Below are 25457 nucleotides of genomic sequence, written 5' to 3'. Positions count from 1 at the left end.
CAGGAGCCGACCGTGCCGAAGAGACGGAGTCCGATGCGGGTAACGATAACCGGAGCGACCACGGATGCTCCTCCCTTTCGGTTCTCGGTTCGAGCGGCACGGTCGGGCGCCTCGCCTTCGGGACGGGAGCCGATCGAAGCGCCCTTCCTGCATCGACCGAACCGGGCCGCCCGTCATTGACAGCCGTCAAATACCGTCACCGCCTCCAATGACGACCGCAGCGCTTGGCCTATCCCCGCCCGACATAGGGCATGGCATTGGCCATGATCGTCATCGTCAGCACATTCGCCTCGGGGGGCAGGCTCGCCATGTGCAGCACGGCCCGCGCCGCGTCTTCCACGTCCATCATCGGCACGCCCGCCCCGCCATCGAGCCGAGCGACGGCGTCCAGCGCCTCCAGCATCGGCGTGCGCGCATTGCCGATATCGATCTGGCCGCAGGCGATGCCAAGCTCTCGCCCATCGAGCGAGAGCTGCTTCGTCAGCCCGGTGATCGCATGCTTCGTGACCGTGTAGGTCACCGCCCCCTCGCGCGGGACATGCGCGCTGATCGAGCCGTTATTGACGATCCGGCCGCCGCCCTGCGCGCGCATCCTGGCAAAGGCCGCGCGGGCGGCCAGGAACATGCCGGTCAGGTTGACCGCGACCGCCTCGTTCCAGTCCCGCACCGGCGTCCGGTCAATGGGGGCGGCAGGCATGAACACGCCCGCGTTGTTGAACAGCACGTCCAGCGGCCCGCCCTCGCAGAAGCGGTCGAAGACGGCCTCCACCGATTTCGGATCGGTGACGTCGCCCGGCAGGACCACCGCCCTCTCGTGGCCGTCGGCCACCTCGCGCAGCGCCTCCTCCCGCCGTGCCATCAGCCCGACGCGCCAGCTCTCGGCCAGGAACAGCTTGGCCGTCGCGGCGCCGATTCCGGACGACGCGCCCGTGATCAGGATCGATTTCATTCGGTTTCCTCCCCCGTCAGTTCCAGCGGCGCGGGCGCGACCTTCAGGTCGTCGGTCCCGAGCGCCTGTTTCGGCACGGCCAGCGCATAGCGCCGCACCCAGATCAGCCGGGTCACCGCCCGGGTGATCGCGACATAGGCCAGCCGCTTCCACAGCGCCTGCCCCGCCTCGACGCGCCCCATCTTGAAGGCGACCTCCAGGTCGGGGCCGAAGACCTGCACCGCATCCCATTGCGAGCCCTGCGCCTTGTGGATCGTCACCGCCGCCCCGTGCAGAAAGGCCGCGCCCATATGGGCGGCAAAGGGCAGAAAGGGCTCTTCCTCGTCGGGATGCTCGATCTTGACGATGGAGGAGACGCTGATCTCCGGCTCCGGCGCCCCGACAACATGAAGCTTGGAGAAGCCCGGCTTACGCCCCGGCCCAAGATAGACGACCTGCGCGCCCTTGATCAGGCCCCGCGCCTCCAGGTCGATGCGGCGCTTGCGATGCTTGAGCGGCAATTCCAGCCCATCGCAGATCAGCGGCTCCCCCGGCAACAGATGCGTGTCGTCGGCCCCATGGGCCTGGCGGAAGGCGCGGATCAGGCGGATGCGCGTGTTGTTGCGCCAGACCAGCACCGGGGAGCGGGCCATCAGATCGCTGTCCACGCGCGCTGCGATCTGCACGCGGTCGTCCTTCGCCGCCGCCTGCTCGATCATGCGCTCGAAGGTGTAGAAATCGAGCCGTGGGTCGCTCAGCGCGTGGGCGAGGTCCAGGATGGGGTTGTCGGCCTCCTGCCGGTGGATGCGGTCGAGGTGCAGGTGGTCGTCGCCCTCGAAGCGGTCAAAGACCATGCGCCCCGACTGGTTGACGGGCGCCAGCTGCGCCGGGTCGCCGAACAGGACGAGGGTCGGGAAGATCTCGGTCAGGTCTTCATATTGCCGGTCGTCCAGCATCGAGGATTCGTCGACGAAACCCACATCCAGCGGCGCGTCCCGCCGCTTCCAGCCGGTGATGAAATCCGAGCCGCGCAGCCCCGCCGCCGCCAGCGCCCCGGGCACCGATCCGGTCTGGTCGAAGACACGCTTGGCGCGGTCCATCGCCTCGTCGCTCATGCCCTCCATCTCGGGGCGGTCGGCCTCCCCGGCCAGCCATTCGGCCAGCTTCTCGTATTCAGGGTCGTAGACCGGCGTGTAGAGAATGCGGTGGATCGTGGTCGCGGGCACGCCGCGGCTGCGCAGGACCGAGGCCGCCTTGTTGGTGGGCGCCAGCACCGCCAGGGTGCGGCGCTCGCTCTTGCGCTCCCAATCGCCGGAGACGATGTCGAGCCCGGCGCCCCTGAGCGACTTCACCAGTTCCGCCAAAAGCAGCGTCTTGCCCGAGCCCGCCTTTCCGGTGACGGCCAGGACGCGGCTGTCATCGTCCTCGCGCGGGCCGGCCCAGCCCTCGGTCAGGTCGATGCCGCTATCGGACAGCACCTCGGCGATGCGGTCCCAGGCCTCGGCCTGATCGGGGGAAAGAGCGGGGGTCTCCATCGCCCTCTTGTGGCCCGCTCAGCCGGCGACGGAAAGGGGGGCGAGGTGGCCCAGATCGCGTTCGAACCAGTGCCGCGACTGGGACGGATGCACACCCACCATGCCGCAGAGCCGGTCATGGGTCGCCACCGAGAAGGTCCAGAGGCCCGCGGAGATGCCATCGGACGAGCCAAGCACCTCCGGCTCCCAGCCCAGGCGGCGATAGACGCGGGCCATGGGTGCGTCGAACACGCCCAGCGAATGGCTCAGCCCCAGGCCCAAGCCGAGCTCGGAGGCGGCCAGCAGCAGCTTCCGCGCCGTCCCCGGCCCGGCGCCGGGGGCCAGGCAGAACCGGGTACATTCCCAGATGCCCGGCGCACGGATCGGCCGGTCGCCGGTCAGATACGGGAAAACCTCGGACAGCATCGTCGGCCCGGTCGTCGGCAGAAAACGCATCGACCCGGCATGCACGCCGTCCGCGCCCTCGGCAATCACATAGAGCGGGTCGAGCCGGTCGTAGACATCGGTCTCCCAGCCCATCTCGTCGACATGGACATCCCAGCCCATGCGGTCGCGGAACTGCGCGGCGCGGTCGCGGAACATGTCCGCCGCCAGATCGGCCTGGCTGGGGAGATCGGAGGCATAGAGATAGCGGATCGTCATCGGAGGCCCTTCCTGTTCATCGGGAAGGACCGGCCTGAGGTGGAGCAGTTAACGGTTTCCTAGCGCACGGCGCCTCACGGGGTGACGCAACGCGGGCCGCTCGATGCTATCCGCACGCGCATGAAAACAGGGAAAGGCACGGTGCGCCGCTTCCCCTGGTCTTCTTCTGGCCGGAAATACTCTGGGGGGAGTCGGCCTCCGGCCGGCGGGGGGCAAAGCCCCCCTCCCCCGCTCAGAGGCAGATCAGCCCGCGGGCCAGGGCGTTCGCGACCGCATGGGTGGTGTTCGTCCCGCCTAGCTTGAAGCGCGCGCTCTCGATATAGACGCGCAGCGTGTGCTCGCTGATCCTCAGGGTCTCCGCCGCCTGCGCCCGGCTGCGCCCCGCGGCCAGGAGCGTCAGCGCATCCGTCTCGCGCGGGCTGAGCGACGGGTTTGGTCCGCGGCCCACGCCCTCGATCAAGAGGGCTCTCTCGTTGATGTAATGGGCGGCGAGCAAGATCTCATTGAGATGGGCCCCGGTAAAGCGCGCCCAGCTTTCGTCTCCGGAACAATGGTTGACCGTGAAGACCGCGAAGTGCCCGGACGGCCCATGGATCGGAAGGCTGAAGCCCTGGTTCCCGAGCCCGCTTGCCACCGCCTCGCCCAGGAGCGCCCGGGCCGGGCGGCTGGACCAGTCGAGCCGCTTCCAATCCACCGGCGTGAAGCGGTTGAAACAGGCGAGAACGACCGGATCGATGGTCTGGAGATTGTTCCGCGTATAGTCTTCAACCCAGGTCGGATCGTAGGTCAGCGCCGCCCATTGGTCTCCGCTGGACTTTACGGAATGATAGACGAGATGCTCGACATCGTAGCAGTCTCGCATTTCGTAGACGGCGGCGGTCAGCCCGGCCAGATCGGTGGCGTCACCGAGGCCCTCCAGCACATCGTCCAGCTTCCGCCCCATGACCTTCCGTCCGCATACGAGCGCCCGGCTGCTGCGAAACCTCGGCAATAGCCACGACGATCGCCTCCTCCAGCTGTTCGGCCGTGACGGGCAGGTCGTTCATGGTTGCGAAGCCGCGCAGGTCGCCCAGCACCTCGATGATCCAATCCTTCGACATCGGTAGGTTCCCCTCCAATTTGTTAACAGTTGATTAAGACGAGGGTAGCCGACCGGAGTTTCACCCGGATATTCGCGATTATTCCCTCCCCATTTATGGGGAGAGCCGCACCCGGAAGCGTCTAAAACCGTGGAAGGGTGGAAACAAAAAGAGTACACCTCCGCCGTCTCCGGCGGAGGTGCACGCGTCGAATCAGATGCGATCAGACCGGGCGGCCGGCCTCCAGCACGTCTTCGAGGGTCCGCAGCCCGGTGGCCGGCGCCTGCACCAGCACAGACATGTTGCCCGGCTTATGCTCGTTGCGGAGCATCTTCATATGCGCCTCGGGCAGCTCGGCCCAGGGGAAGACCTCGGACATGCAGGGATCAAGCCGCCGCTCGACCATCAGCTTGTTGGCCGCCGCCGCCTGCTTCAGATGCGCGAAATGCGAGCCCTGCAAGCGCTTCTGATGCATCCACATGTAGCGGACGTCGAAGGTGCAGTTGAAGCCGGTGGTGCCCGCGCAGATCACGACCATGCCGCCCTTCTTCACCACGAAGGTCGAGACCGGGAAAGTCGTCTCGCCGGGATGCTCGAACACCATGTCGACGTTCTGGCCCTTGCCGGTGATGTCCCAGATGGCCTTGCCGAACTTGCGGGCCTCCTTGAACCAGTCGGCATATTCCGGAGTCCCGACCTTGGGCAGCTGACCCCAGCAGTTGAAGTCCTTGCGGTTGAGCACGCCCTTGGCGCCCAGGCCCATCACGAAGTCCCGCTTCGACTCGTCGGAGATCACCCCGATCGCGTTCGCGCCCGCCGTGTTGATCAACTGGATCGCATAGGAGCCGAGCCCCCCCGACGCGCCCCAGACCAGCACGTTCTGGCCCGGCTTCAGGTCGTGCGGCTCATGGCCGAACAGCATCCGGTAGGCGGTGGCGAGCGTCAGCGTGTAGCAGGCCGACTCCTCCCAGGTCAGATGCTTGGGGCGCGGCATGAGCTGCTGGGCCTGCACGCGGGTGAACTGGCCGAAGGATCCGTCCGGCGTCTCGTAGCCCCAGATCCGCTGGGTCGGCGAATACATGGGATCGCCGCCATTGCATTCCTCGTCGTCGCCATCGTCCTGGTTGCAATGGATGACGACCTCGTCGCCGACCTTCCAGCGCTTCACCCGGTCGCCCACGGCCCAGACGATGCCCGACGCATCGGACCCGGCGATGTGGTAGGGCTGCTTGTGGCCGTCGAAGGGGGAAATCGGCTGGCCCAGCGCGGCCCAGACCCCGTTATAGTTCACGCCCGCCGCCATCACGAGAACCAGCACGTCGTGGCTGTCGAGCTCGGGGACGTCCACGACCTCCTGCTGCATGGCGGTGTCGGGCTCGCCATGACGCTCGCGGCGGATGGCCCAAGCATACATCTGCTTCGGCACATGCCCCATCGGGGGGATTTCGCCCATCTCGTAAAGGTCCTTGATTGGAGCCTCGTAGGTCGGCTGGGCGGATTGGGTATCGAGAGCCATCAAGGAAACCTCCTATTGGTCGCCGCGTCGCGGAATCGAATGCTGCACTGCGGTGGAGGTAACAGCCGCCGTGCAATATTCCAACCCGAAATTAGCTCTTCGCGTAATTTTGTGTCTCAGCGACCGGGGGCATCCCCAACCGGGGGACGGGCTCCGGTAGCGTCCTGGCGTAGAATTGCAGAACAGGGAGCCAGTCCGGATCGGGCTGGATCGACGTCCCGTCCAAGCGCAGAACCTTGCGGATATGGAGCATGCGCAACGCGGCCTGCGCGGTCTCCTCCGGCGAGTCGTTTGCGGCGTGGACGGGAAAGCCCTGGGCCGCCAGCGCGGCGGATCGGGCGGAGAGATGGGTCGCCACCGATGCCACGTCGCGCGCGCCCGCCAGCACCGCTTCGGCCACCAGAGGCGCGGGCAGGACCGGCAAGGCGCTGGCGATCCGGCCCATCAGCAGCTCTCCCAGCGCGGCGGCGGGATCGGCATGGCGCCCGGTCAGAAAGGCGTTCAGCGAGACCGGCCGCCCGAAGGACACCGCCGCATAGCCGAACCGCGTGAACCGCCCGAGCAGCCGCAGCTGCACATGCCGCGCCAGATAGCGCGCCACCATCCACCAGCGCAGCCGGAACGCCTTCGGCCCAGTCGTGCGGGCCGCGATCAGTACCCGATCCTCCAGCACGCGCTCGTAGTTCACCGCCACAGGGACGAAGACGACGTCCCGCGCCTGCGCATCGTGCCCGTCCAGGATATAGGACAGGATGCCGAGTTTCGGCGGATGGAGCGCCCCGTCCCGCGACAGGCGTCCTTCTGGGAAGACGGCCTGAGTGACGCCGTTGCGCGTCGCGATTTGCACATAGCGCGCCAATACCTTGCGATAGAGCCCGTTGAGATCCCGCCTCCGCACGAAATACCCCCCCAAGGCGCGGATCAGCGGCGCGAGCGGCCAGCGCCGGGCCCATTCGCCCACCGCATAGGCCAGCGCCGTCTGGCTGGAGGTGAGCCAGGTCACGAGCACATAATCCATGTTGGAGCGGTGGTTGAGCACGAAAACAACCGTCGCGTCCGGGTCCACCCCCTTCAGCGCCGCATCCTCTCCGGTCACGCGAACGCGGTAGAGCCCCCGCGAGAGCCAGCGCGCCAGCCGCATCGCCACCGAAAAGTAGAGAACGGCCGAGAACCCGGGCACGATCTCGTTGGCATAGCGCCGCGCCGTCTCGAAGGCGACGGACTCGGGCACGCCCTCCTCGCTGGCATGGTCGAGAATGGCCTGCGCGACCTCCGGGTCATGGATCAGGCGGTTCACCGTGTCGGTCCGGTGGGCCAGCTTGAAGGGTTCGATCGGCCGCGTGAGCCGCGTGTTGAGTTGCGCGATCAGCCGCTCGGCCCGGCGGCGGAAGAACCAGCGCACCGACGGAAACAGGAAATGCGATGCGAATGTCACCGCGGCGAAGGCGCAAAGCAGCAGCAGGGCCCAGAGAGGGACCGGAACGGTCTGGGTCATCGCGTCCGTGGTCTCATTCCGGCGCCTCCTTTCGGGGAAGCTAGGCGATCCCGGACCGTCTCGCCACTCAGGATCGCGCACGCCGCGCCGCAGCGAATTGACCTAGCGCGATATGTCGTCTATCCCGGCCTCAACGCAAGATTGTTACACGAGGCCGCGCCATGACGCAGAAAGACCGCCCCTGGCTGTTCCGCACCTATGCGGGCCATTCCACGGCCGAGAAGTCCAACGCGCTCTATCGCGGCAATCTCGCCAAGGGGCAGACCGGCCTCTCGGTGGCCTTCGACCTTCCGACGCAGACGGGCTACGACTCGGATCACGTCCTGGCGCGGGGCGAGGTCGGCAAGGTCGGCGTTCCGATCGCGCATCTGGGCGACATGCGTACGCTCTTCCGGGACATCCCGCTGGAGCAGATGAACACCTCGATGACGATCAACGCGACGGCGCCCTGGCTGCTGGCCCTCTATGTGGCCGTGGCCGAGGAGCAGGGCGCGGACGTCTCCAAGCTGCAAGGCACGGTGCAGAACGATCTGGTGAAGGAATATCTCAGCCGCGGCACTTACGTCCTGCCGCCGCAGCCTTCGATAAAGATCATCGCCGATGTCGCGGAATATTGTTACCGCGAGATTCCCAAGTGGAATCCGATGAATGTCTGCTCCTACCATTTGCAGGAGGCGGGGGCGACGCCGGAACAGGAACTGGCTTTCGCGCTGGCTACGGCGACCGCAGTCCTGGACGAATTGCGCGGCCGCGTTCCCGAAGAAGACTTTCCGCGCCTCGTCGGCCGCATTTCCTTCTTCGTAAATGCCGGGATCCGCTTCGTCACCGAGATGTGCAAGATGCGCGCCTTCGTCGATCTCTGGGACGAGATCTGCCGGGAGCGCTACGGCGTCGAGGATCCGAAATTCCGCCGCTTCCGCTATGGCGTTCAGGTGAATTCCCTCGGGCTGACCGAACAGCAGCCCGAGAACAACGTCTACCGCATCCTCCTGGAAATGCTCGCGGTCACCCTGTCGAAGTCCGCCCGCGCCCGCGCCGTTCAATTACCGGCCTGGAACGAAGCCCTCGGATTGCCGCGCCCCTGGGACCAGCAATGGTCTTTGCGCATGCAACAGATTCTGGCCTATGAAACGGATCTCTTGGAATATGGCGATCTCTTCGATGGCTCGCCGGTCGTGGCCGCCAAGGTCGAGGCGTTGAAAGACGGCGCCCGGGCCGAACTGAAGACGCTCGACGGAATGGGCGGCGCGGTCGCCGCCATCGAATATATGAAAGGGCGGTTGGTCGACTCGAATGCCGAACGACTGAGTGGGATCGAGCGCGGCGAGACCACCGTTGTCGGCGTCAATAAATGGACCGAGGCTGAGCCCTCCCCTCTGCTGGGCGAGGATGGGGGCATCATGACCGTCGACCCGGCGGTCGAGGCCGACCAGATCGCCGGTCTGGAGGCCTGGCGCGCCGCCCGTGACGACGACGCGGTCCGCACCGCGCTGAACGCACTGGCCACCGCCGCCCGCGAGGGGACGAATATCATGCCCGCCTCCATCGCCGCCGCCAAGGCGGGCGTGACCACCGGCGAATGGGCCGGCGTCATGCGCGGCGTCCACGGCGAATATCGGGGGCCCACCGGGGTCTCGACCTCGATGTCGAACCGAACCGAGGGCCTGGACGAGCTGCGTGAGCGGGTCGAGACGATCTCCGCCAAGCTCGGCCGCCGCCTGACCTTCCTGATGGGCAAACCGGGACTCGACGGCCATTCCAACGGGGCCGAACAGATCGCCGTGCGCGCTCGGGATTGCGGGATGACCATTCAATACGAGGGAATCCGCCTGACCCCCGCCGCCATCGTCGAAGCGGCCGCGGCCGGCGCCCATGTGGTCGGCCTATCCATTCTCTCGGGGTCGCACCTGCCCCTGGTGGCCGACACGATGGAGCGGATGCGCGCCGCCGGGCTGGCCCATATCCCCGTAATCGTTGGCGGAATCATCCCCGAAGAGGATGCGGCCCGTCTCCGCGCCATGGGCGTGGCGCGGGTCTATACGCCGAAGGATTTCGAATTGAACCGGATCATGGGCGATATCGTCGAATTGGCCGACCCAAAAGAAATAGCGGCCGAATAGATTTCGGCTTGCCGGATCCGAATAGCCACTCTATTTGAGCGTCCATCCAACGAAGATGGACTTCCTAAAAATGGCAGATCTCGACACGATGACCAAAGCAGACCTCGCAAAGGAACGCGAAGCAGCCGAAGCCCGCCTCAAGGCAATTCAGAAGGCGGAGTCGGAATATGACGGTCGTCGCCTCAAGGAACTGAAGGGCCAGATCGAAAAGATGCTGGCCGATGAAGGCTACACGCTGGCCGATCTGATGCAGGGCCGCGCGGGCGCGAAAAAGTCCGCGGCGAGTTCCGGAAAGGCCGCCGCGAAATACCGCCATCCCGAGAACCCGACGAAGACCTGGTCCGGCCGCGGCCGCCAGCCCGCCTGGTACAAGGAAGCGCTCGAAGCGGGCAAGACGCCCGCGGATCTCGCGATCTAGACCCTCCCCATTTCTCCGGGCAGTAGGAAACTCCTGTCTGCCCGGAGTTTCCAATGACCCCCCATATCCGCGCCCTGGCGGGCCAGATCGCCGAAACCGTCCTGATGCCGGGCGATCCCCTGCGCGCCCGTTGGGCCGCCGAGACATTTCTGGATGCGCCGGAACTGGTCAACGACGTGCGCGGGATGCTGGGATTCACAGGGACGTGGCGGGGCAACCGCGTGACGATTCACGGCTCCGGCATGGGGATGCCCTCCCTGTCGATCTACGCCAACGAGCTGATCTCCCGCTATGGCGCGCGTACGCTCATCCGCATCGGTTCCTGCGGGGCGATGCAGTCGCATGTCGCGATGCGGGACGTGATCCTAGCCCAGACGGCCTCGTCGATCTCCACGCCATCCGCCGGAATATTCCGAGACCTCAACTTCGCCCCCTGCGCCGATTTCGGTCTCCTGCGGGCCGCCGTCGACGCGGCCGAGCGACATGGCACGCGCGCTCATGTCGGCGGGATCTACTCCTCGGACGTGTTCTATGACGAGCGCCCCGATCTGAATGAAACGCTGACACGGCACGGGATCCTGGGCGTCGAGATGGAGGCGGCGGAACTCTACAGCGTCGCCGCGCGGCACGGCTGCCGCGCCCTGGCCGTCCTGACGGTAAGCGACCACCTCCTGACCCAGGAGGCGCTTCCCCCGGAGGAGCGTCAATCGAATTTCCGAGACATGGTCGAAATCGCACTGGAATCCGCCTTCGCCTGAGCGCCGTGCCTCTGGCCGATGTGGGAGGGGGCTCTGCCCCCGCCCTTCGGGCCCCCCGAGGTATTTTCGGCAAGATGAGGGCCCGGACGATTTGACTAGAATTGTTCTCGACGGGCCGGACGGCATATGGGCGAGGCGGAGCCATGCCCACCTCGCCCTATGAGATATGCGTCACGCACCTCACCTTGCACGGCCATCGGCTCCTCAGCCTGTCCCGCATCAGAAGGATCGCAGAACATCCTTAATAAGGAGTGAACGCTCCCTCATCTTGCCGAAAATACCTCGGGGGAGTCGCCGAAGGCGACGGGGGCAGAGCCCCCTCCCCCCCCTCGATCCAACGCATGCGCTTGAGAGTTTTGTCGGGCGTCGCCCCGCTTGCGGGCCGGCCACCAATACTCAGATCACTTCGACGGCAAGCGGCGGGAAGCCGTTGAAGCCGACCGAAGAGTAGGTCGACGTGTAGGCGCCGCAATTGCGGATGATCACCTTGTCGCCCGCCTTCAGCGACAGCGGCAAGGCGATCGGGCGCTTCTCGTAGAGCACGTCCGCAGAGTCGCAGGACGGGCCGGCCAGCACGCAAGGGCCCGTCACGTCGCCGTCGCGGGGCGTGACGACCTGATAGCGGATCGCCTCGTCGATGGTCTCGGCCAGGCCCGAGAACTTGCCGATGTCGAGATAGACCCAGCGGTGCAGGTCGTCCTCGGACTTCTTCGACACCAGCAGGATTTCGGCCGCGATGGCGCCCGCTTCGGCCACGAGGCCACGGCCAGGCTCGGCCATGATCTCGGGCACGTCGCCGAAACGCTCTTCGATCAGCGCGATCACCGCCGCGGCATAGGCCGTCGGGTGCTGGATTTCCTCACCGTAGAAGGCCGGGAAGCCGCCGCCGATGTTCAGCAGTTGCAGATCGAAGCCCGCATCCCGCGCCTCGTGCCAGATCGCCGCGACCTGATCGAGCGTGCCGGTCCACATCCGCGCCTCCCGCGTCTGCGAGCCGACATGGAAGGACAGGCCATAGGGGACGAGGCCCAGATCGCGGGTGAGACCCAGCAGGGCGAGCACCTTGTCGCGGGCGCAGCCGAACTTGCGCGAGAGCGGCCAGTCGGCCTCGGAGTTGTCGACGATGACACGGATATAGACGCGCGCACCAGGGGCGTTGGCCGCGATCTTCTCCAGCTCTTCCTCGGCATCGGCGGCGAACAGGGTCACGCCCGCGTTATGGGCGAAGCGGATGTCGGACGCCTTCTTGATCGTGTTGCCGAAGGAGACGTGATCGGCATCGGCGCCCTGGGACAGGACCAGCTCGATCTCGCCGCGCGACGCCGCATCGAAGCCCGAGCCCAGCGCGACGAGGCGCTCGACGATGGCGACATGCGGGTTGGCCTTCACGGCGTAGTGGATGTGCGCGCGGCCGAGACCGTCCTGCAACGCGCGGAACTGACGCTCCACCGCGTCCACGTCCAGCACCAGCGTCGGCTGGTCGAAGTCGTTGGCATGGATGAAGGATTCCACGCGGGCGGGCGCGATAAAGGAAGGACGGCCAAAGCCGGTTACTGCGTTCATGGTCATCTCCAATCAGACCCGGCCATACCCACCGAAGGGCTCAGACCGCTCAGTTCCAAGGGGAGACGTTACCGTCGCTACGTAACCGTGCCGGGGCGAACCCAGAGCCGTGCCAGAGGCGCGTGCGTTGGCGTCTATGGGGGCGCACATGAGGCCAAGCGCGGATTCGGTCAAGACGGCAGATGGCGGTAGGGCCGATTTTTTTTGCCTGTGCATTTCTGCAACAATCGCGGGAACCGACCTGCGCCGCAGCCGTTGGAGCGTGACAGATCAGGAGACTGCAATGACGCCCTCGGAGCGTCTCACCGCCCTTCCGCTGATCACTCTCATCACCGGCTGCGTGGCCGGTGGCAACGACGTCGTGACCACGCCCAGCGAGATCGAGGCGACGACCGATTCCGATATCGACGGCGGCGGCACCGTCCCGCAGGGCGGCGTCGCGGTAGGCGCGACCGGCTGAGCCCCTCCCCGGGAGCGGATCACCCCCATCCCGTCGGGCCGTGCTCAGGCCGCCGAAAGGCCATCGGGCAGCCAAGATGCGAAGAAAAGACAGCCGCGCGGCTGACACCGCGACCGCACACAGCAAAGGCGCCGCCCGGGAACGGGCGGCGCCTCTCTGCCTCTTGGCCGCACCGAGCGGCGCGCGCTCAGATCTGCCGTTCGACCATCATCTTCTTGATCGAGGCGATCGCCTTGGCCGGGTTCAGACCCTTGGGGCAGGTCTTGGTGCAGTTCATGATCGTGTGGCAGCGATACAGCTTGAAGGGATCTTCCAACTGGTCCAGCCGCTCGCCGGTGGCCTCGTCCCGCGAGTCGATGATCCAGCGATAGGCGTGCAGCAGCGCGGCCGGCCCGAGATACCGGTCGCCGTTCCACCAATAGCTCGGGCAGGCGGTGGAGCAGGAGGCGCACATGATGCACTCATAGAGGCCGTCGAGCTTCTCCCGGTCCTCGATGGACTGCCGCCATTCCTTGGCGGGCGTGTTCGACTTCGTCTCCAGCCAGGGCATGACCGAGGCGTGCTGCGCGTAGAAATGGGTCAGATCGGGGATGAGATCCTTGACCACCGGCATATGCGGCAGAGGGTAGATCTTCACATCGCCCTTCACCTCGTCGATGCCCCAGGTGCAGGCGAGCGTGTTCACCCCGTCGATATTCATCGCGCAGGAGCCGCAGATCCCCTCCCGGCAGGAGCGGCGGAAGGTCAGCGTCGGGTCGATCTCGTTCTTGATCTTGATGAGCGCGTCCAGAATCATCGGGCCGCAGGTGTCGAGGTCGACCCAATAGGTATCGAGCCGCGGGTTCTTCCCATCCTCGGGGTTCCAACGGTAGATCTGGAACTTGCGTAGATTGGTGGCGCCCTCGGGCTTGGGCCAGGTCTTGCCGGTCGTGATCTTGGAATTCTTCGGCAGGGTGAACTGAACCATGGGTCGCTCCTTCATCGTCGGGCCCGTTATAGGTCGTCCGGGCCAGCCTGTCGGCGCGACATTTTCACATCGGCGCGCGCGGGGAAACGCCTAAAGTCCCTTTGTGATCACACCTGTCGGCCTTGAGCCGGGTCAGGGCCGAAAAGGCCGGACAAACGGGATGAGTCGCGGTCTTTCCCAGAGGCAGACGGACCGCGTGGCGCCTGGGCGCTCGACCGGCCCCCGCGTCCTCTGCGACAGGCTCAGCCCTTGCGGCGGCGCAGCAGCGTCAGCCCGCCCAGCGCCCCCATCAGCAGCACGGCGCCCGCCGGAAGCGGCACCAAAGCGATGCTCACGTTCAAGGTCGCCGTGTTATTGCCGAAAGTGTAGACATACTCGCCTTCCGACGCGCCCAGACTGGCGAGGGACTGGCCGGTCAGGAGCGCGCCGCCCGACAGGGACGCGCCGCTGACATAGCTCTCGGTCAGGACGATCGAATCGTTCGAACCATCGATCAGAAAGCTGTCCCCGAACCCGACCCCTAAAATGGAGGTCGTGCCGCCGGTGCCGAAAGCTGGACCGAAGATGGCGATGTTGAAACGCTCGAACGGCCCCGCCGTCGAGCCGATATCGGCCGCGGAGGGGTTCGCGAAAAACTCGTTCCCCGCGCTCGCGCGCCCTGAGGCCAGAAAGTCTGTGGTGTCGATGGTTCCCGCGAAGCTGAACGTCACGTTCGCGCCGTCTTCGACGAGCGACATTTCCATCGTGGTAGCATTCGCCGCGCCCGAGAGGGCGAAAAGAGCCGCGGCGGCAAGAAGGGATCTCATCAGACGGCTCCTCGATAGACGAGCGACAGCGCCGCCCAGGGAAATGGTGCCTTCCATCCTGTCAATAAAATTGGGCCCAATCAAGACATCGCTGCTGAGACCCGTTTGAGACCCGCCGGCGCGCCCTCTCGCCCGCGTCCGAGACTCACGCCTCCGCCCGCAAGTCCGACAGCCAGCGGGTCGGGTGCTCGGCATAGCCCAGGGTCACGAGCGCCTCGCCATAGCGCTCGGCATAGGCCTCGGCGATCGGGCGGGGCAGCCGCGTGCGCCATTGCCCCGCACGGCCCGAGGCCACATGCTTGGCGACGCGCTCGATCCTGTCCTCGGGCCGGGCCAGCCCGCCGAACAGCGCGTTCTTCCAGAAGATCTCGACCCCCATCGCCACCTCTGGCTCCGTCAGCCCCAGGTTGCGCAGACGATCCCGAAAGAGGGTGCAGTCGACATCCGCGATCAGATCCTCATAGCGGGTCTCGACGCGGTTCGGAGCGGTGTAATCCCAGGCCAGCATCTCCGAGAGGGTCAGCGCGTGCTTCTCGTCCATCTCGAACCGCAACCGCGCCAGGTCGTCCGGCAGGGCGTTGAGATGCTCCTGATAGGTCCGGCCCGCCAGATCGTCGCGCGGCACATGGAGGAACTGCTCCCCTTTGACCGGCGCGTGCCGGTGGTAGCGCATGCCCGAGAGCAGCACGTCCCGCGGATCCCGAATGACGTGAAGGATCCGGGCATCCGGGCGCGCCAGCAGGTCGTCGGGAAAGGTCGAGGACCAGGAGAACAGAAAGATGCGCTCCCGCGGGGGGATGCGCTTTCGGGTGGAGGGGAAGACGACCCGCTTCTCGACGCCGAGCCGCGTGGCGAGACGGCGAAACACCGCGCGCATCCACAGAGTCCCCGTCTTGTGATGCGTGCCCACGCAGAAGATCCGGGGCGCGATCAGGTCGCTCATCCCCGGGCGCGCGACGCGGTGCAGGTCAGCAGGGCGTCAATTTCCGCGACGGTCATCGGAGCGTTGGGGTCGGTCGCCAGATCGGGGCGTCCGATCGCCGTCGCGCAGGAGGCGAGACCCGGCGTGACGGCAATGTCATCGCCCACGAAGTCCTCGGCGGAGAGCGGGCCGCCAAGGTCGAAATTGCAGGCCGCCAGCAGGGGCAGCAGGATCAGCGCGCGCCTCACAGCCGTCCTCCGACCGAAACGCCGACGCGCGGCGGCGGCGGGTCGCCCGCCATCCTGCGGCGGATGCAGGCGGCCAGCCGCTCTTCCGGGGTCGCCCCCGCGAGGGTGCTGGCATCGAAGGTGACGCCGCCGCGCACACGGGGCCCGCCGGACCCGATTCCGATCCCGATGCTGGGCTGCACGGAGGCGCGGGCCAATTCGGCACGGCAGACCTCTTCCGCCCTTTCGGCCGTCATCGGCACGGTCGCGCAAGCGGCCAGCAGGGGACAAAAAAGCAGCGCGGGCCTCATCGCGGCAGCGCCTCGCAGGCGTCGAACCGGGCCGGATCCGCGGCGGACCTCGTGCGGATCGTGCCGCCCTCCACCCGCAGACCCTGGTCGCGGGCGCAGTCCAGATACGCGCCGCGCCGAGCCTCCGGCCCCGCCGGCATGCAGGCGGTCAGCGCAAGCAGCACAGACGCCGCGCCCGCCCCGCGCCACAGGGTCATGCCTCCGCGATGCGGCGTGCGATGCAGGCCTCATAGGCCGCTTTTTCCTCAGGCGTCAGCACAGCCGCGGCGCTGGCATCGGCATCCTCGGGCAGAGGCGGCCGGTCGATCTCCGCCAGGCAGGCATTGGCGATGGCGATCACCTCGGGCGTGACCTCAGGCTCGGGCTCCGCGGTTTGGCAAGCGGCGAGGGTCAGGGCGAGAAAGGGCAGAAGGCGGATCATTGGTGGTCCTGGTCAGCAGCTATGGTCGCGCACAAGCTAGAGCGATCCGGGGCGGAGGGCCACAGGCGCGCGCGGGTTTCCGCGCGCGCCGTCGATGTCAGTAGACCCGCGCCTTGGGCGCGATCTTTTTCAGGTCGATCCCGCCGTCGTTATGCGAGGTCAGCGGGTTCAGATGGACGCCGCGATAGCCCAGATCGGACTTCATCTCGTCGCCCTTGAACCAGACGAGGCTGTGCTTGCGCCAGTTCTCGTCGTCGCGGTTCGGGAAATCCTCATGGGCGTGGGCGCCGCGGCTCTCCTTGCGGGCTTCGGCGGCGGTCACGGTGGCGACGGCGTTGGGGATCAGGTTCGCCAGTTCCAGCGTCTCCATCAGGTCGGAGTTCCAGATCAGCGTGTTATCCGTCACCGCGACATCGGGCAGCTTGCTGGCGATGTCGTCCATCCGCTGCTTGCCCTGGGCCAGCGTCTCGGAGGTGCGGAAGACGGCGGCGTCCTCCTGCATGGTCTTCTGCATCTCCAGCCGCAACTCAGCCGTGGCGACCTGACCGCGCGCATGGCGCAGCCCGTCGAACCGGGCCAGCGCCATCTCGACCGAACGCATGTTGGGCGAGGGCACGGCGCTCTCGCGGTCGACCACGGCGCCGGCGCGGATGGCGGCGGCGCGGCCGAAGACCACGAGGTCGATCAGCGAGTTGGAGCCGAGACGGTTCGCCCCATGCACCGAGGCGCAGCCCGCCTCGCCCACGGCCATCAGGCCGGGCGCGACGCGGTCCGGGTCGTCGGCGGTGGGCGCCAGCACTTCGCCCCAATAGTTCGTCGGGATGCCGCCCATATTGTAGTGGACGGTGGGCAGGACCGGGATCGGCTCCTTGGTGACGTCGACGCCAGCGAAGATGCGGGCCGATTCCGAGATGCCCGGCAGGCGCAGGGCCAGCGTCTCGGGCGGCAGGTGGCTGAGGTTCAGGTGGATATGGTCGCCATCCTTGCCGACGCCGCGCCCCTCGCGGATCTCCATGGTCATGCAGCGCGAGACCACATCGCGGGAGGCGAGATCCTTATAGGTGGGCGCATAGCGCTCCATGAACCGCTCGCCCTCACTATTCGTGAGATAGCCGCCCTCGCCACGCGCGCCTTCGGTGATGAGGCAGCCCGCGCCGTAGATGCCGGTCGGGTGGAACTGCACGAACTCCATGTCCTGAAGCGGAAGGCCCGCCCGCGCCACCATCCCGTTGCCGTCGCCGGTGCAGGTATGGGCCGAGGTCGCGGAGAAATAGGCGCGGCCATACCCACCGGTCGCCAGCACGACCATCTTGGCCGAGAACAGATGCAGCGTGCCGTCATCCAGCTTCCAGCAGAGCACGCCCTGGCACACGCCGTCCTCGGACATGATGAGGTCGATGGCGAAATATTCGATGAAGAACTCCGCCTTCTGCTTCAGACTTTGACCATAGAGCGTATGCAGGATCGCGTGACCCGTCCGGTCGGCGGCGGCGCAGGTGCGCTGGACCGAGGGGCCCTCGCCGAACTCGGTGGTGTGGCCGCCGAAGGGGCGCTGGTAGATCTTGCCCTCTTCGGTGCGCGAGAACGGCACACCGTAATGCTCAAGCTCATAGACGGCCTTGGGCGCCTCGCGGGCGAGGTATTCCATCGCGTCGGTGTCGCCCAGCCAGTCGGAGCCCTTCACGGTGTCGTAGAGGTGCCACTGCCAGTTATCGGTGATCGTGCGCGGGTTGATCGGCTTGCCGTCCGCATCCTCTCCGTCGGAGGTCTGGATCGGCATGTTGCCGAGGGAGGCCGCGATGCCGCCCTGCGCCGCCACCGTGTGGGAGCGGGTCGGGAACACCTTGGTCACGCAGGCGGTGCGCAGACCCTGCTCGGCCATGCCGAGCGTCGCGCGCAGGCCGGCGCCCCCGGCCCCGACGACGACGACGTCGTATTCATGGGTCTCGTAATCGTAAGCAGCCATTCTCGTTCTCCTTACAGCGCCAGGCGCGCCAGGGCGTAGACGCTGGCCAGCGCGGCGCCGTAGCTGAGGCAGGTGGTCGCGACGATGGCGACCTTGCGGGCGGTGCCTTGGACGTAATCCTCGATCAGGACTTGCACGCCCTTGGCGAAATGGATCCAGCCCACCACCAGCGTCGCCAGGGCGATCAGCGCGGGCCAGGGGCGGGAATAGTAGGCGACGATCTCTTCATAGGGCGCGCCCAGCACCGTCCCGAACGTAAAAAGGAAAAGCGGCACCATGATCAGGAGCGCCACCGAAAGCAGCGTCTGGTGCCAGTGATGCTCGGTGCCGGTGCCGGAGGCGCCCAGGCCCGAGACGCGTTTGCGGTCGGTCAGATAAGCCATGGCGTCCTCACACGATCACGATGGTCAGAAGCGTCAGCACGACCGAGCCGCCGATGCAGCCCCAGCCGAGCTTTTCGGCGGTCTCGATATCCAGCCCGATCCCCTGGTCCCAGATCAGATGCCGAATGCCGGCCAGCGTGTGATACCAAAGCGCCCAGATCGAGCCGAGGAAGACCAGCTTGCCGAACCAGGAGGTCAGCACCGCGTCGGCGGTGGCGAAGGCCTCTGGCCCGGCGGCGGCGGCGACGAACCACCAGGTGATCAGCAGTCCCGCCAGGACCAGCGCGTTGCCCGTGATCCGCGTCAGGATCGAGGTCATCGAGGTCAGCTGAGGGCGATATACCTGCAAATGCGGGCTGAGCGGTCGGTTGCCGCGGTTCACGTCGGCCATGGGCGACGCTCCTTTCCGGTCGGTCGTCGATATGTCGGGTGTGTTGTAACGCTTTGCCGGCCGGTGTCACGGGGGCTGACGGTCGCAGGCCCGGGTTTGCACGCTTCCGGCGAATTCGTGATCACAGCTTGACCCGGTGTGATCACGGCAGGGCGGAAACGGCGGGCGGACACCGGCATTTCTCCGTTTCATCCGCAATCGGCAAAGGGCGATCACGTCCGATCCGGCAGGTCGCGCACCGGGTTCCGGACCATATGCCAGGAACTGGTGAACAGGACGCCGAAGCAGACCGAGCCCTCGAATTCCGTCCGCACCGATTCGGTCCACGGCGAAGCAAGGACCGCCAAGCCCGGCCTGCCCCAGACCGGCCGGGACAACGGCGCCCCGCGCAGGCCCCGACTGGGAAGACGCGCTCAAGATCCGGAGGACTGCGAACCAGCGGCCCGGACCCAAACTACTGACGCAAGCTGCGGCCCGCGCTCTCGATCAGCGCCTCCACCATCTCGGAGCAGATCGCGATCCGCTCGTCATATTGGTAGTAAAACGCATTGTCCTCGCCGCACCAATCCTGCGTGACGGGCACGTCGCGCGGCAATCCGAGGTTCTGGTTGATCAACCGGATGTCGCCCGCAAGCAGCCGCAGCGCCTTGCCGCGTCCCGGCCGCAGGCGACCGGACACCGCATCCGGGGTCAGACCGGCGAGGATCGGCTCCCAGGCGTCCCGAATCTCGGCCGCGATCTCCTTGCAGGGCCCGGCAAGGGCCGGCGGAAGGCCGAGCGCCCGCGCATGGTCGCCCCCGCGCCAGGGCTGCAACCCGTGATAGAGGCAGATCGCATAGGCCAGCCGCTGCCCCGTCGGCATATAGGCGGACCAGGGGTCGAAGGTCTCGGTCGCCGCCTCGAAACGGGCGAGGATCGTGATCGACTCCACCATCGAAGCCATGTCCTGCGCCGAAAGCAGCCGATCGGCCAGCACCAGCGCAAAGCCATCGGCGGCGGCCTCCTCGGGACCGAAGAGCTTCACCTCCCGCTGGTCGATGACCGCGTGGCCGAGTTCATGGAACAGCGTGAAACGCAGATTGTCGTGAATGTAATCCGCGCGGGCGGGCACGGAACAAACCAGCAGCAGGAGGAACGCGCGAAGCATGCCTCACCTTTGCACGTCCCGCCCCGCAGCGCAGCCCTCACGCGGGCATCAACACCCAATAGTCGAGATCGAGCATCACATCGGGCAGGTATTTCCCGTCTTCGCCCCGCAACGCGAAGGCCGCGCCCCGGGTCGCCACCAAGCGCAGACGCAGCGCGGCGATGCCCGGCGCGACCTCGGCCTTGTCCAGCACCTCGGACCAGGCGCGCACCGTGTCGCCGGCGAAACACGGATTGGCATGGGCGCCCGCGTTGATCGCCGCGATCATCTGCGCGTTGGCCAGCCCGTTGAAGCTGAGCGCCCGCGCCAGGCTGATGACATGGCCGCCATAGATCAGGCGCTTGCCGTCCTCGCGATGGGTCGCGTCGAAATGCACCTTGGCCGTGTTCTGCCAGAGGCGGGTGGCGAGCATATGCTCCGCCTCTTCGATGGTGACGCCGTCCACATGGTCGATCGTCTCGCCGATCTCGTAATCGGCGGCGCGGTGGCGTTCGCCCGCGAGATCGAAATCGTAGCCGTCGAAACTCAGCCCCTCGGGCACGACCAGCTCCTCGGCCGCGACGGTCGGAGCGAGGTCGGGGATAACGGTCTCCGGCGCGGGCGCGCTCTGGTCGCGCTTGCGCACCATCACCCAGCGCACATAGCGCAGCACCGGCGCGTCGGTCTGGTCATAGCCCGTCGTCCGCACCCAGACGACGCCGCTCTTGCCGTTGGAATTCTGCTTGAGCCCGATCACCTCCGACTCCGAGCGCAGCGTGTCGCCCGCGAAGACCGGCTTGAGGAACCGCCCTTCCGCATAGCCCAGATTGGCGACGGCGTTCAGCGACACGTCCGGCACGGTCTTGCCGAAGACCGTGTGGAACACGATCAGATCGTCCAGCGGCGCCCCGTCCAACCCGCATTCCAGCGCGAAGGCATCCGAGGAATAGAGCGCGAAACGCTGCGGGTAGAGCGCGTGATAGAGCGCCCGCTCCCCCTCGGCGACGGTGCGGGGGACGGCATGACGGATGGTCTCGCCCAGGCGGTAATCCTCGAAGAACCGGCCCGGATTGGTCTTGCTCATTGCTGCCCCAATCTCTTGTCCGGGTCATAGGGCGCGTCCGTCACCTTGGTGACAGCCTGGGCGCAGCGCATCACGCCCGCGACCGGATCATGGGCATAGGCCGGGGAGCCATAGAGCTCCCACCCCTTGGCGAGCGCGTCGCTCACCTTGTGGCAGAACGCCGAATCGTCCTCGGCGGTGAGCAATCGGTAGAGCTTGGCCATCACGCCCCCCAGGGCGCGACGCCCAGCCAGTTGTGGATCAGCATCACGACCACCGTCACGACCACGGTCACGACCAGGGCCACGACCTCCTTTTTCATCGGAGCGCGGGGCGGCGGCGTCCATGGACCCTCCTGCGCGTTGATCAGCTTGATCTCGACCAGGGCCCAGACGAGCAGCCCGCCAAACAGCACGAAGGACCGCACATCCCCGTTCACCAGCAGATGCGCCACCGCCCAGATCGAGAAGCCGGTCAGCTGCGGGTGGCGCAGCTTGGTGCCGAGCCAGATCTTGGCGGGCTTCGCGGCGCTGGCCGCGTAGCAGTAGAAAGCCAGGATCATCAGCAGGTTGTTGATGCCGACCAGCGCCGGAGAGCGGCCCCAGAACCAGGCGCCGTCGGCCTGCCGATAGCCGATCACCATCAGCACGACCGAGGCAATCACCGCCACCGCCACGATGCCCTTTCCGGGGTCACCCAGCTTGGCGCGCGCCTCCGGCGCCACCCGCTTGAAGAGATGCGCCGCCCACCAGAGCGCGACGCCCGCGATCAGAATAGCCATGGTTTCAGCCTCCCAGTTCGGCAATAGCGGCCTGCTTGGCCAAGGTCCGCCGCGCCGTCTCGACATGCAGGTTCTCGACGATCTTCCCGTCGAGCACGGCCACCCCCTGCCCTTGCGCCATGGCGTCGTCAAAGGCCGCGATGATGCGGCCAGCCTCCTCGATCTCCGCCTCGGTCGGGCCGAAGGCGGCATTGGCGATCTCGATCTGCGCGGGGTGGATCAGGGTCTTGCCGTCCATCCCCAGATCGCGCCCCTGTTCGCACTCGGCGCGCAGCCCCTCCTCGTCGCGGAAGGCATTGTAGACGCCGTCAATGCAGGGAATGCCCGCCGCGCGGGCGGCCAGCAGCGCGGTCTGGAGCGACAGCATCAGCGGCAGCCGGTCGGCGCGCGGTCGCGTGCCCAGATCCTTGGCGAGGTCGTTGGTGCCCAGGACGAACCCGCCCATGCGCGGCGCGCGCGCGATGGTGGCGGCGTTGAGGATGCCGTCGGGCGATTCCATCATCGCCCAGATGGCCAGGTCGGCCCCCGCATTCTCCAGCTCGGCGGCCACCGCGGCCACGTCCTCGGAGCCGCCCACCTTGGGCAGCAACACCGCATCGGCGGGCATGGCGGCGACGGCGGCGAGGTCATCGCCCCCCCATTCCGTCTCGGCGCCATTGACGCGGACGATGCGCAGCCGGGGGCCGTAATCGAACTCGGTCAGGGCGCGGGCGAGGGTCTCGCGCGCGGCGGGCTTTTCGGCCGGGGCGACAGCATCTTCGAGGTCGAAGATGATCGCGTCGACGGCCAGGCCACATGCCTTTTCAAGCGCGCGCGGCTTCGATGCCGGAATGTAGAGAACGGATCGGGTGGGGCGGGCGGTGGCTGACATGGCGGACTCCGTCGGATCGCCGGTCTTGGAACAGGTCGCGCAATCATCCGCAAGTGCTGCGGGCGCTAACAGCCGAGAAGTTGCGCGCGTCTCGCACGATCCGGCGGGAGCGCGCGGCGGCCCAGGCCCGTTAACGGATCCTTCGGACGTTCCTGGCAATGTCTTCAAGCGCGCCCGGCACGGTCCGGGCCCCTGCGAGACAGCGGCCGGCGGGCCGCCCGTCGCCGGGCACCGCGCGGCTGCGCGACCCCGACAAACGAAGGAACGTGCCATGACCAAGACGCAGAAGATGAATGCCGCCCTGATCGCCCTGACCTCGGCCACGCTTTTGCTCTTTTCCCTCCCCGCGCAGGCGCAAAGCTGCGGGCCCCGCCCCCTCGTGCTGGAGCGTTTGACCGGCCAGTTCGGCGAGACGCGGCGGGGAATCGGCCTGGCCACCCAGGACCGCGTGGTGGAGGTTTTCGCCTCCGACGACACCGGCACCTGGACGGTCACGGTCACACTGCCAGACGGGCGCACCTGCCTGATCGCTTCGGGCCAGGCTTGGGAGGATCGGATGGACGATCTCGCCCATCTGACCGACGCCGACACCTGACCGATGCCCCGCGCCTGCCCGCCCTCTCCGGCAGCGGGCACGGCACGGGCCTTGCGTCCGGCCTGCCCCCAGAGGTAGCCAAGCGCAACCTCACGACGGACAGACCGGAGACTCAGAAATGGCCAGACCCAAGATCGCGCTGATCGGCGCGGGACAGATCGGCGGCACGCTCGCCCACCTCGCCGCGATCAAGGAACTGGGGGACGTCGTCCTCTTCGACATCACCGAGGGCGTCCCGCAGGGCAAGGCGCTCGACATCGCCGAAAGCGGCCCGGTCGAGGGCTTCGACGCGAGCTTGAAGGGCTCCAACGATTACGCCGACATCGCAGGCGCCGATGTCTGCATCGTCACCGCCGGCGTGCCGCGCAAGCCGGGCATGTCCCGCGACGATCTGCTGGGGATCAACCTCAAGGTCATGAAATCCGTGGGCGAGGGCATCCGCGACAACGCCCCCGACGCCTTCGTCATCTGCATCACCAACCCGCTCGACGCGATGGTCTGGGCCCTGCGCGAGTTCTCCGGCCTGCCCCACGAGAAGGTTGTCGGCATGGCCGGCGTGCTCGACTCGGCCCGCTTCCGCCACTTCCTGTCGGTGGAGTTCGGCGTCTCCATGCGCGACGTGACCGCCTTCGTGCTCGGCGGCCATGGCGACACGATGGTGCCGCTGGTGCGTTATTCCACCGTCGGCGGCATCCCCCTGCCCGACCTCGTCGAAATGGGCTGGACCTCGCAGGAGAGCCTCGACGCCATCGTTCAGCGCACCCGGGACGGCGGCGCCGAGATCGTCGGCCTGCTCAAGACCGGCTCCGCCTTCTACGCGCCCGCCGCCTCGGCCATCGAAATGGCCGAGGCCTACCTCAAGGACCAGAAGCGCCTACTGCCCTGCGCGGCCTATGTGGACGGCGCGTTGGGCCTCAACGGCATGTATGTCGGCGTACCCACGGTGATCGGCGCGGGCGGGATCGAGCGGATCGTCGACATCAAGCTCAGCCGCGACGAACAGGCGATGTTTGACAAGTCGGTCGACGCGGTGAAGGGCCTCGTCGAGGCCTGCAAGGGCATCGACCCCTCGCTGGGCTGAGTCAGCCGCGGTCGAACGCGACCTCCAGGCGGCGGCGGGCGCGGAGCCACAGGCTCCACGGGTCGCGCCGCCCGGGAATATCAAGCGGATGGGCGTCGAACGCCGCAACCGACAGGTCCGGCGCCGCGCCAGGAATGCGGCGCCGGATCGCCTCGGACGGATCGTGGCGAATGTCCTGGATCAGCCCCAACGCATCCAGCGCCGCCATCCGCTCTGGCGAGAGCACCTTGAGGCGGCGGTAGAGCGCCCCCTCCACATCGCCGTGACGCAGGAGATGGCGAAACTGCGCGCGCCGCTCCATCGGCCCGTTGGCATGGCACGCGAGTTGCTGGGCCATAACGCGGTGCCGCTTCTGGGTCCAGTTGCGCGGCGTCATGCCATCGAAATGCAGCAGCGCGCCCTCCAGCAGCAGGCCCTTTCCCGCGGCCTTCGCCCCATGCACGCCGACGGTCACGCCCAGCCCCGTGCGCGTCAACGATTTGTGGCTGGCATAGCCGGTCATTCCGGCCTCGAGATAGCGCGCGGCGGACCCGTCGATCTCGGCGACGCGACCGGCCAGCGCGGCGGGCGTGGGCCGGCGGAACACGCCGTCGAAGATGTCGTCGGGGTTCACGCGCCCGGCATGGACCCGTTCGGCCACGCCGAGGCGCAGCTTTCGGAGTCCCGGCCGCGCCCGCCGCAGGATCGTGCGGAGCTCGACCTCAGGGTGGAGGGCCTCGTCCGCGTCCACATGGAGCAGCCACTCGGCGGGACCGGCGTCGTAGACGTGTTGCAGCATGGCGCGCTGCCGATCGACCTGACGCGCGGGGCGGTCGCCCTGCCAATAGCCCGCGTCGAGCACGGTCACGCTACAACCGGACACCGCCCCGAGCCGCGCCATCAGGGCCGGATCCGGGGCGTCGAGATGAAGGTGGACGTGGCCCGCGCCCCGGTCCAGCCAATGCGCGACGAAGGCCAGCACGAGCTGCGGCGGCTCGCTGACCATGGAGACGACGTGCCAGTCGGACATGGGGGACTCGCCTCTCAGACCTA

30 protein-coding genes are annotated in these 25457 nt (G+C 67.1%); 6 read left to right on the top strand and 24 right to left on the bottom strand.

The window, feature by feature from the left end; all coding sequences use genetic code 11:
- Window positions 1-229: 229 nt before the first annotated feature.
- The 7 genes from DTQ71_RS02495 to DTQ71_RS02465 form a co-directional block, all read right to left on the bottom strand.
- Window positions 230-949 carry an SDR family oxidoreductase gene (locus DTQ71_RS02495; RefSeq protein ID WP_109562693.1) on the bottom strand — a complete coding sequence of 240 codons (720 nt, stop codon included), beginning with the start codon at window positions 947-949 and terminating at the stop codon, window positions 230-232.
- The gene (locus tag DTQ71_RS02490; RefSeq protein WP_109562692.1) at window positions 946-2463 is read right to left on the bottom strand and encodes an ATP-dependent DNA helicase; all 1518 of its coding nucleotides are present in this window, start codon (window positions 2461-2463) and stop codon (window positions 946-948) included. The genes DTQ71_RS02495 and DTQ71_RS02490 overlap by 4 nt, the downstream gene beginning before the upstream one ends.
- A gap of 18 nt (window positions 2464-2481) precedes the next feature.
- Window positions 2482-3105 carry an acyl-homoserine-lactone synthase gene (locus DTQ71_RS02485; RefSeq protein WP_109562691.1) on the bottom strand — a complete coding sequence of 208 codons (624 nt, stop codon included), beginning with the start codon at window positions 3103-3105 and terminating at the stop codon, window positions 2482-2484.
- Between the two features lie 232 nt (window positions 3106-3337).
- Window positions 3338-4048: a helix-turn-helix transcriptional regulator gene (locus DTQ71_RS02480; RefSeq protein WP_109562690.1), complete on the bottom strand. Its 711-nt coding sequence runs from the start codon at window positions 4046-4048 to the stop codon at window positions 3338-3340.
- Window positions 4008-4205 (bottom strand): hypothetical protein, encoded by a 198-nt coding sequence (locus tag DTQ71_RS02475; protein ID WP_109562689.1) that lies wholly within the window; start codon window positions 4203-4205, stop codon window positions 4008-4010. The genes DTQ71_RS02480 and DTQ71_RS02475 overlap by 41 nt, the downstream gene beginning before the upstream one ends.
- A gap of 202 nt (window positions 4206-4407) precedes the next feature.
- The gene (gene ccrA, locus DTQ71_RS02470) at window positions 4408-5700 is read right to left on the bottom strand and encodes a crotonyl-CoA carboxylase/reductase (RefSeq protein WP_109562688.1); all 1293 of its coding nucleotides are present in this window, start codon (window positions 5698-5700) and stop codon (window positions 4408-4410) included.
- Window positions 5701-5791: 91 nt separating this feature from the next.
- Window positions 5792-7195 carry a 1-acyl-sn-glycerol-3-phosphate acyltransferase gene (locus DTQ71_RS02465; RefSeq protein ID WP_109562687.1) on the bottom strand — a complete coding sequence of 468 codons (1404 nt, stop codon included), beginning with the start codon at window positions 7193-7195 and terminating at the stop codon, window positions 5792-5794.
- Window positions 7196-7335: 140 nt separating this feature from the next.
- Between DTQ71_RS02465 and DTQ71_RS02460 the strand changes: the two genes are divergently transcribed.
- The 3 genes from DTQ71_RS02460 to deoD all read left to right on the top strand — a co-directional run bounded on the left by DTQ71_RS02460 (window position 7336) and on the right by deoD (window position 10491).
- Window positions 7336-9315, top strand: a complete 1980-nt coding sequence (locus DTQ71_RS02460; RefSeq protein ID WP_281271221.1) for a methylmalonyl-CoA mutase family protein — start codon at window positions 7336-7338, stop codon at window positions 9313-9315.
- A gap of 70 nt (window positions 9316-9385) precedes the next feature.
- Window positions 9386-9733, top strand: coding sequence for an H-NS histone family protein (locus DTQ71_RS02455; protein WP_174900355.1), 348 nt, complete (start codon window positions 9386-9388; stop codon window positions 9731-9733).
- 53 nt (window positions 9734-9786) lie between these two features.
- On the top strand, window positions 9787-10491 hold the full coding sequence (deoD, locus tag DTQ71_RS02450) for a purine-nucleoside phosphorylase (RefSeq protein WP_109562685.1): 705 nt from the start codon (window positions 9787-9789) through the stop codon (window positions 10489-10491).
- A gap of 396 nt (window positions 10492-10887) precedes the next feature.
- Here deoD and DTQ71_RS02445 read toward each other — a convergent pair whose 3' ends face one another.
- The gene (locus DTQ71_RS02445; protein ID WP_109562684.1) at window positions 10888-12060 is read right to left on the bottom strand and encodes a type III PLP-dependent enzyme; all 1173 of its coding nucleotides are present in this window, start codon (window positions 12058-12060) and stop codon (window positions 10888-10890) included.
- Window positions 12061-12337: 277 nt separating this feature from the next.
- On the opposite strand from DTQ71_RS02445, the gene DTQ71_RS23330 reads away from it, so the two are divergent.
- Window positions 12338-12514 carry a hypothetical protein gene (locus tag DTQ71_RS23330; protein WP_170125268.1) on the top strand — a complete coding sequence of 59 codons (177 nt, stop codon included), beginning with the start codon at window positions 12338-12340 and terminating at the stop codon, window positions 12512-12514.
- 187 nt (window positions 12515-12701) lie between these two features.
- Here the strand turns inward: DTQ71_RS23330 and DTQ71_RS02440 are convergent, their stop codons facing one another.
- The 15 genes from DTQ71_RS02440 to DTQ71_RS02370 form a co-directional block, all read right to left on the bottom strand.
- Entirely contained in the window at window positions 12702-13481 is a 780-nt protein-coding gene (locus DTQ71_RS02440; protein ID WP_109562683.1) for a succinate dehydrogenase iron-sulfur subunit, read from the bottom strand.
- Between the two features lie 242 nt (window positions 13482-13723).
- Window positions 13724-14287 (bottom strand): VPLPA-CTERM sorting domain-containing protein, encoded by a 564-nt coding sequence (locus tag DTQ71_RS02435; protein WP_245947163.1) that lies wholly within the window; start codon window positions 14285-14287, stop codon window positions 13724-13726.
- A gap of 145 nt (window positions 14288-14432) precedes the next feature.
- Complete coding sequence (locus DTQ71_RS02430; RefSeq protein WP_109562681.1) at window positions 14433-15230, bottom strand: sulfotransferase family protein; 798 nt, start codon at window positions 15228-15230, stop codon at window positions 14433-14435.
- Window positions 15227-15457 carry a hypothetical protein gene (locus tag DTQ71_RS02425; protein ID WP_109562680.1) on the bottom strand — a complete coding sequence of 77 codons (231 nt, stop codon included), beginning with the start codon at window positions 15455-15457 and terminating at the stop codon, window positions 15227-15229. Before DTQ71_RS02425 ends, DTQ71_RS02430 begins: the two co-directional genes overlap by 4 nt.
- Window positions 15454-15693 carry a hypothetical protein gene (locus DTQ71_RS02420; protein ID WP_146204789.1) on the bottom strand — a complete coding sequence of 80 codons (240 nt, stop codon included), beginning with the start codon at window positions 15691-15693 and terminating at the stop codon, window positions 15454-15456. The genes DTQ71_RS02425 and DTQ71_RS02420 overlap by 4 nt, the downstream gene beginning before the upstream one ends.
- 50 nt (window positions 15694-15743) lie before the next feature.
- On the bottom strand, window positions 15744-15944 hold the full coding sequence (locus tag DTQ71_RS02415) for a hypothetical protein (protein ID WP_109562678.1): 201 nt from the start codon (window positions 15942-15944) through the stop codon (window positions 15744-15746).
- Window positions 15941-16168 carry a hypothetical protein gene (locus DTQ71_RS02410; protein WP_109562677.1) on the bottom strand — a complete coding sequence of 76 codons (228 nt, stop codon included), beginning with the start codon at window positions 16166-16168 and terminating at the stop codon, window positions 15941-15943. Before DTQ71_RS02410 ends, DTQ71_RS02415 begins: the two co-directional genes overlap by 4 nt.
- Window positions 16169-16265: 97 nt before the next feature.
- Window positions 16266-18134, bottom strand: coding sequence for a succinate dehydrogenase flavoprotein subunit (gene sdhA, locus DTQ71_RS02405; RefSeq protein ID WP_109562676.1), 1869 nt, complete (start codon window positions 18132-18134; stop codon window positions 16266-16268).
- 11 nt (window positions 18135-18145) lie between these two features.
- The gene (gene sdhD / locus DTQ71_RS02400) at window positions 18146-18517 is read right to left on the bottom strand and encodes a succinate dehydrogenase, hydrophobic membrane anchor protein (protein ID WP_109562675.1); all 372 of its coding nucleotides are present in this window, start codon (window positions 18515-18517) and stop codon (window positions 18146-18148) included.
- Between the two features lie 7 nt (window positions 18518-18524).
- Window positions 18525-18908 carry a succinate dehydrogenase, cytochrome b556 subunit gene (gene sdhC, locus DTQ71_RS02395; RefSeq protein WP_109562674.1) on the bottom strand — a complete coding sequence of 128 codons (384 nt, stop codon included), beginning with the start codon at window positions 18906-18908 and terminating at the stop codon, window positions 18525-18527.
- A 454-nt stretch (window positions 18909-19362) separates the two neighbouring features.
- Entirely contained in the window at window positions 19363-20055 is a 693-nt protein-coding gene (locus DTQ71_RS02390; protein ID WP_109562673.1) for a DUF4344 domain-containing metallopeptidase, read from the bottom strand.
- Window positions 20056-20092: 37 nt separating this feature from the next.
- The gene (locus tag DTQ71_RS02385; protein ID WP_109562672.1) at window positions 20093-21118 is read right to left on the bottom strand and encodes a MaoC family dehydratase; all 1026 of its coding nucleotides are present in this window, start codon (window positions 21116-21118) and stop codon (window positions 20093-20095) included.
- The gene (locus DTQ71_RS02380; protein WP_109562671.1) at window positions 21115-21321 is read right to left on the bottom strand and encodes a DUF1737 domain-containing protein; all 207 of its coding nucleotides are present in this window, start codon (window positions 21319-21321) and stop codon (window positions 21115-21117) included. The genes DTQ71_RS02385 and DTQ71_RS02380 overlap by 4 nt, the downstream gene beginning before the upstream one ends.
- Window positions 21321-21878 (bottom strand): NnrU family protein, encoded by a 558-nt coding sequence (locus DTQ71_RS02375; protein WP_109562670.1) that lies wholly within the window; start codon window positions 21876-21878, stop codon window positions 21321-21323. The genes DTQ71_RS02380 and DTQ71_RS02375 overlap by 1 nt, the downstream gene beginning before the upstream one ends.
- 4 nt (window positions 21879-21882) lie before the next feature.
- Window positions 21883-22749 carry an HpcH/HpaI aldolase/citrate lyase family protein gene (locus DTQ71_RS02370; RefSeq protein ID WP_109562669.1) on the bottom strand — a complete coding sequence of 289 codons (867 nt, stop codon included), beginning with the start codon at window positions 22747-22749 and terminating at the stop codon, window positions 21883-21885.
- A 271-nt stretch (window positions 22750-23020) separates the two neighbouring features.
- On the opposite strand from DTQ71_RS02370, the gene DTQ71_RS02365 reads away from it, so the two are divergent.
- Complete coding sequence (locus DTQ71_RS02365) at window positions 23021-23344, top strand: hypothetical protein (RefSeq protein ID WP_245947161.1); 324 nt, start codon at window positions 23021-23023, stop codon at window positions 23342-23344.
- Window positions 23345-23462: 118 nt separating this feature from the next.
- Window positions 23463-24425: a malate dehydrogenase gene (gene mdh, locus DTQ71_RS02360; protein WP_109562668.1), complete on the top strand. Its 963-nt coding sequence runs from the start codon at window positions 23463-23465 to the stop codon at window positions 24423-24425.
- 1 nt (window position 24426) lies between these two features.
- On the opposite strand, the gene DTQ71_RS02355 is transcribed toward mdh, so the two are convergent.
- Window positions 24427-25434 (bottom strand): glycosyltransferase family 2 protein, encoded by a 1008-nt coding sequence (locus DTQ71_RS02355; RefSeq protein WP_109562667.1) that lies wholly within the window; start codon window positions 25432-25434, stop codon window positions 24427-24429.
- Between the last annotated feature and the right edge of the window lie 23 nt (window positions 25435-25457).

The organism is Jannaschia seohaensis (genome assembly GCF_900116765.1).
Lineage (GTDB): Bacteria > Pseudomonadota > Alphaproteobacteria > Rhodobacterales > Rhodobacteraceae > Jannaschia > Jannaschia seohaensis.
The sequence above is the reverse complement of the archived record's forward strand: the minus strand, read 5'-3'. Positions and strand labels throughout refer to the sequence as shown.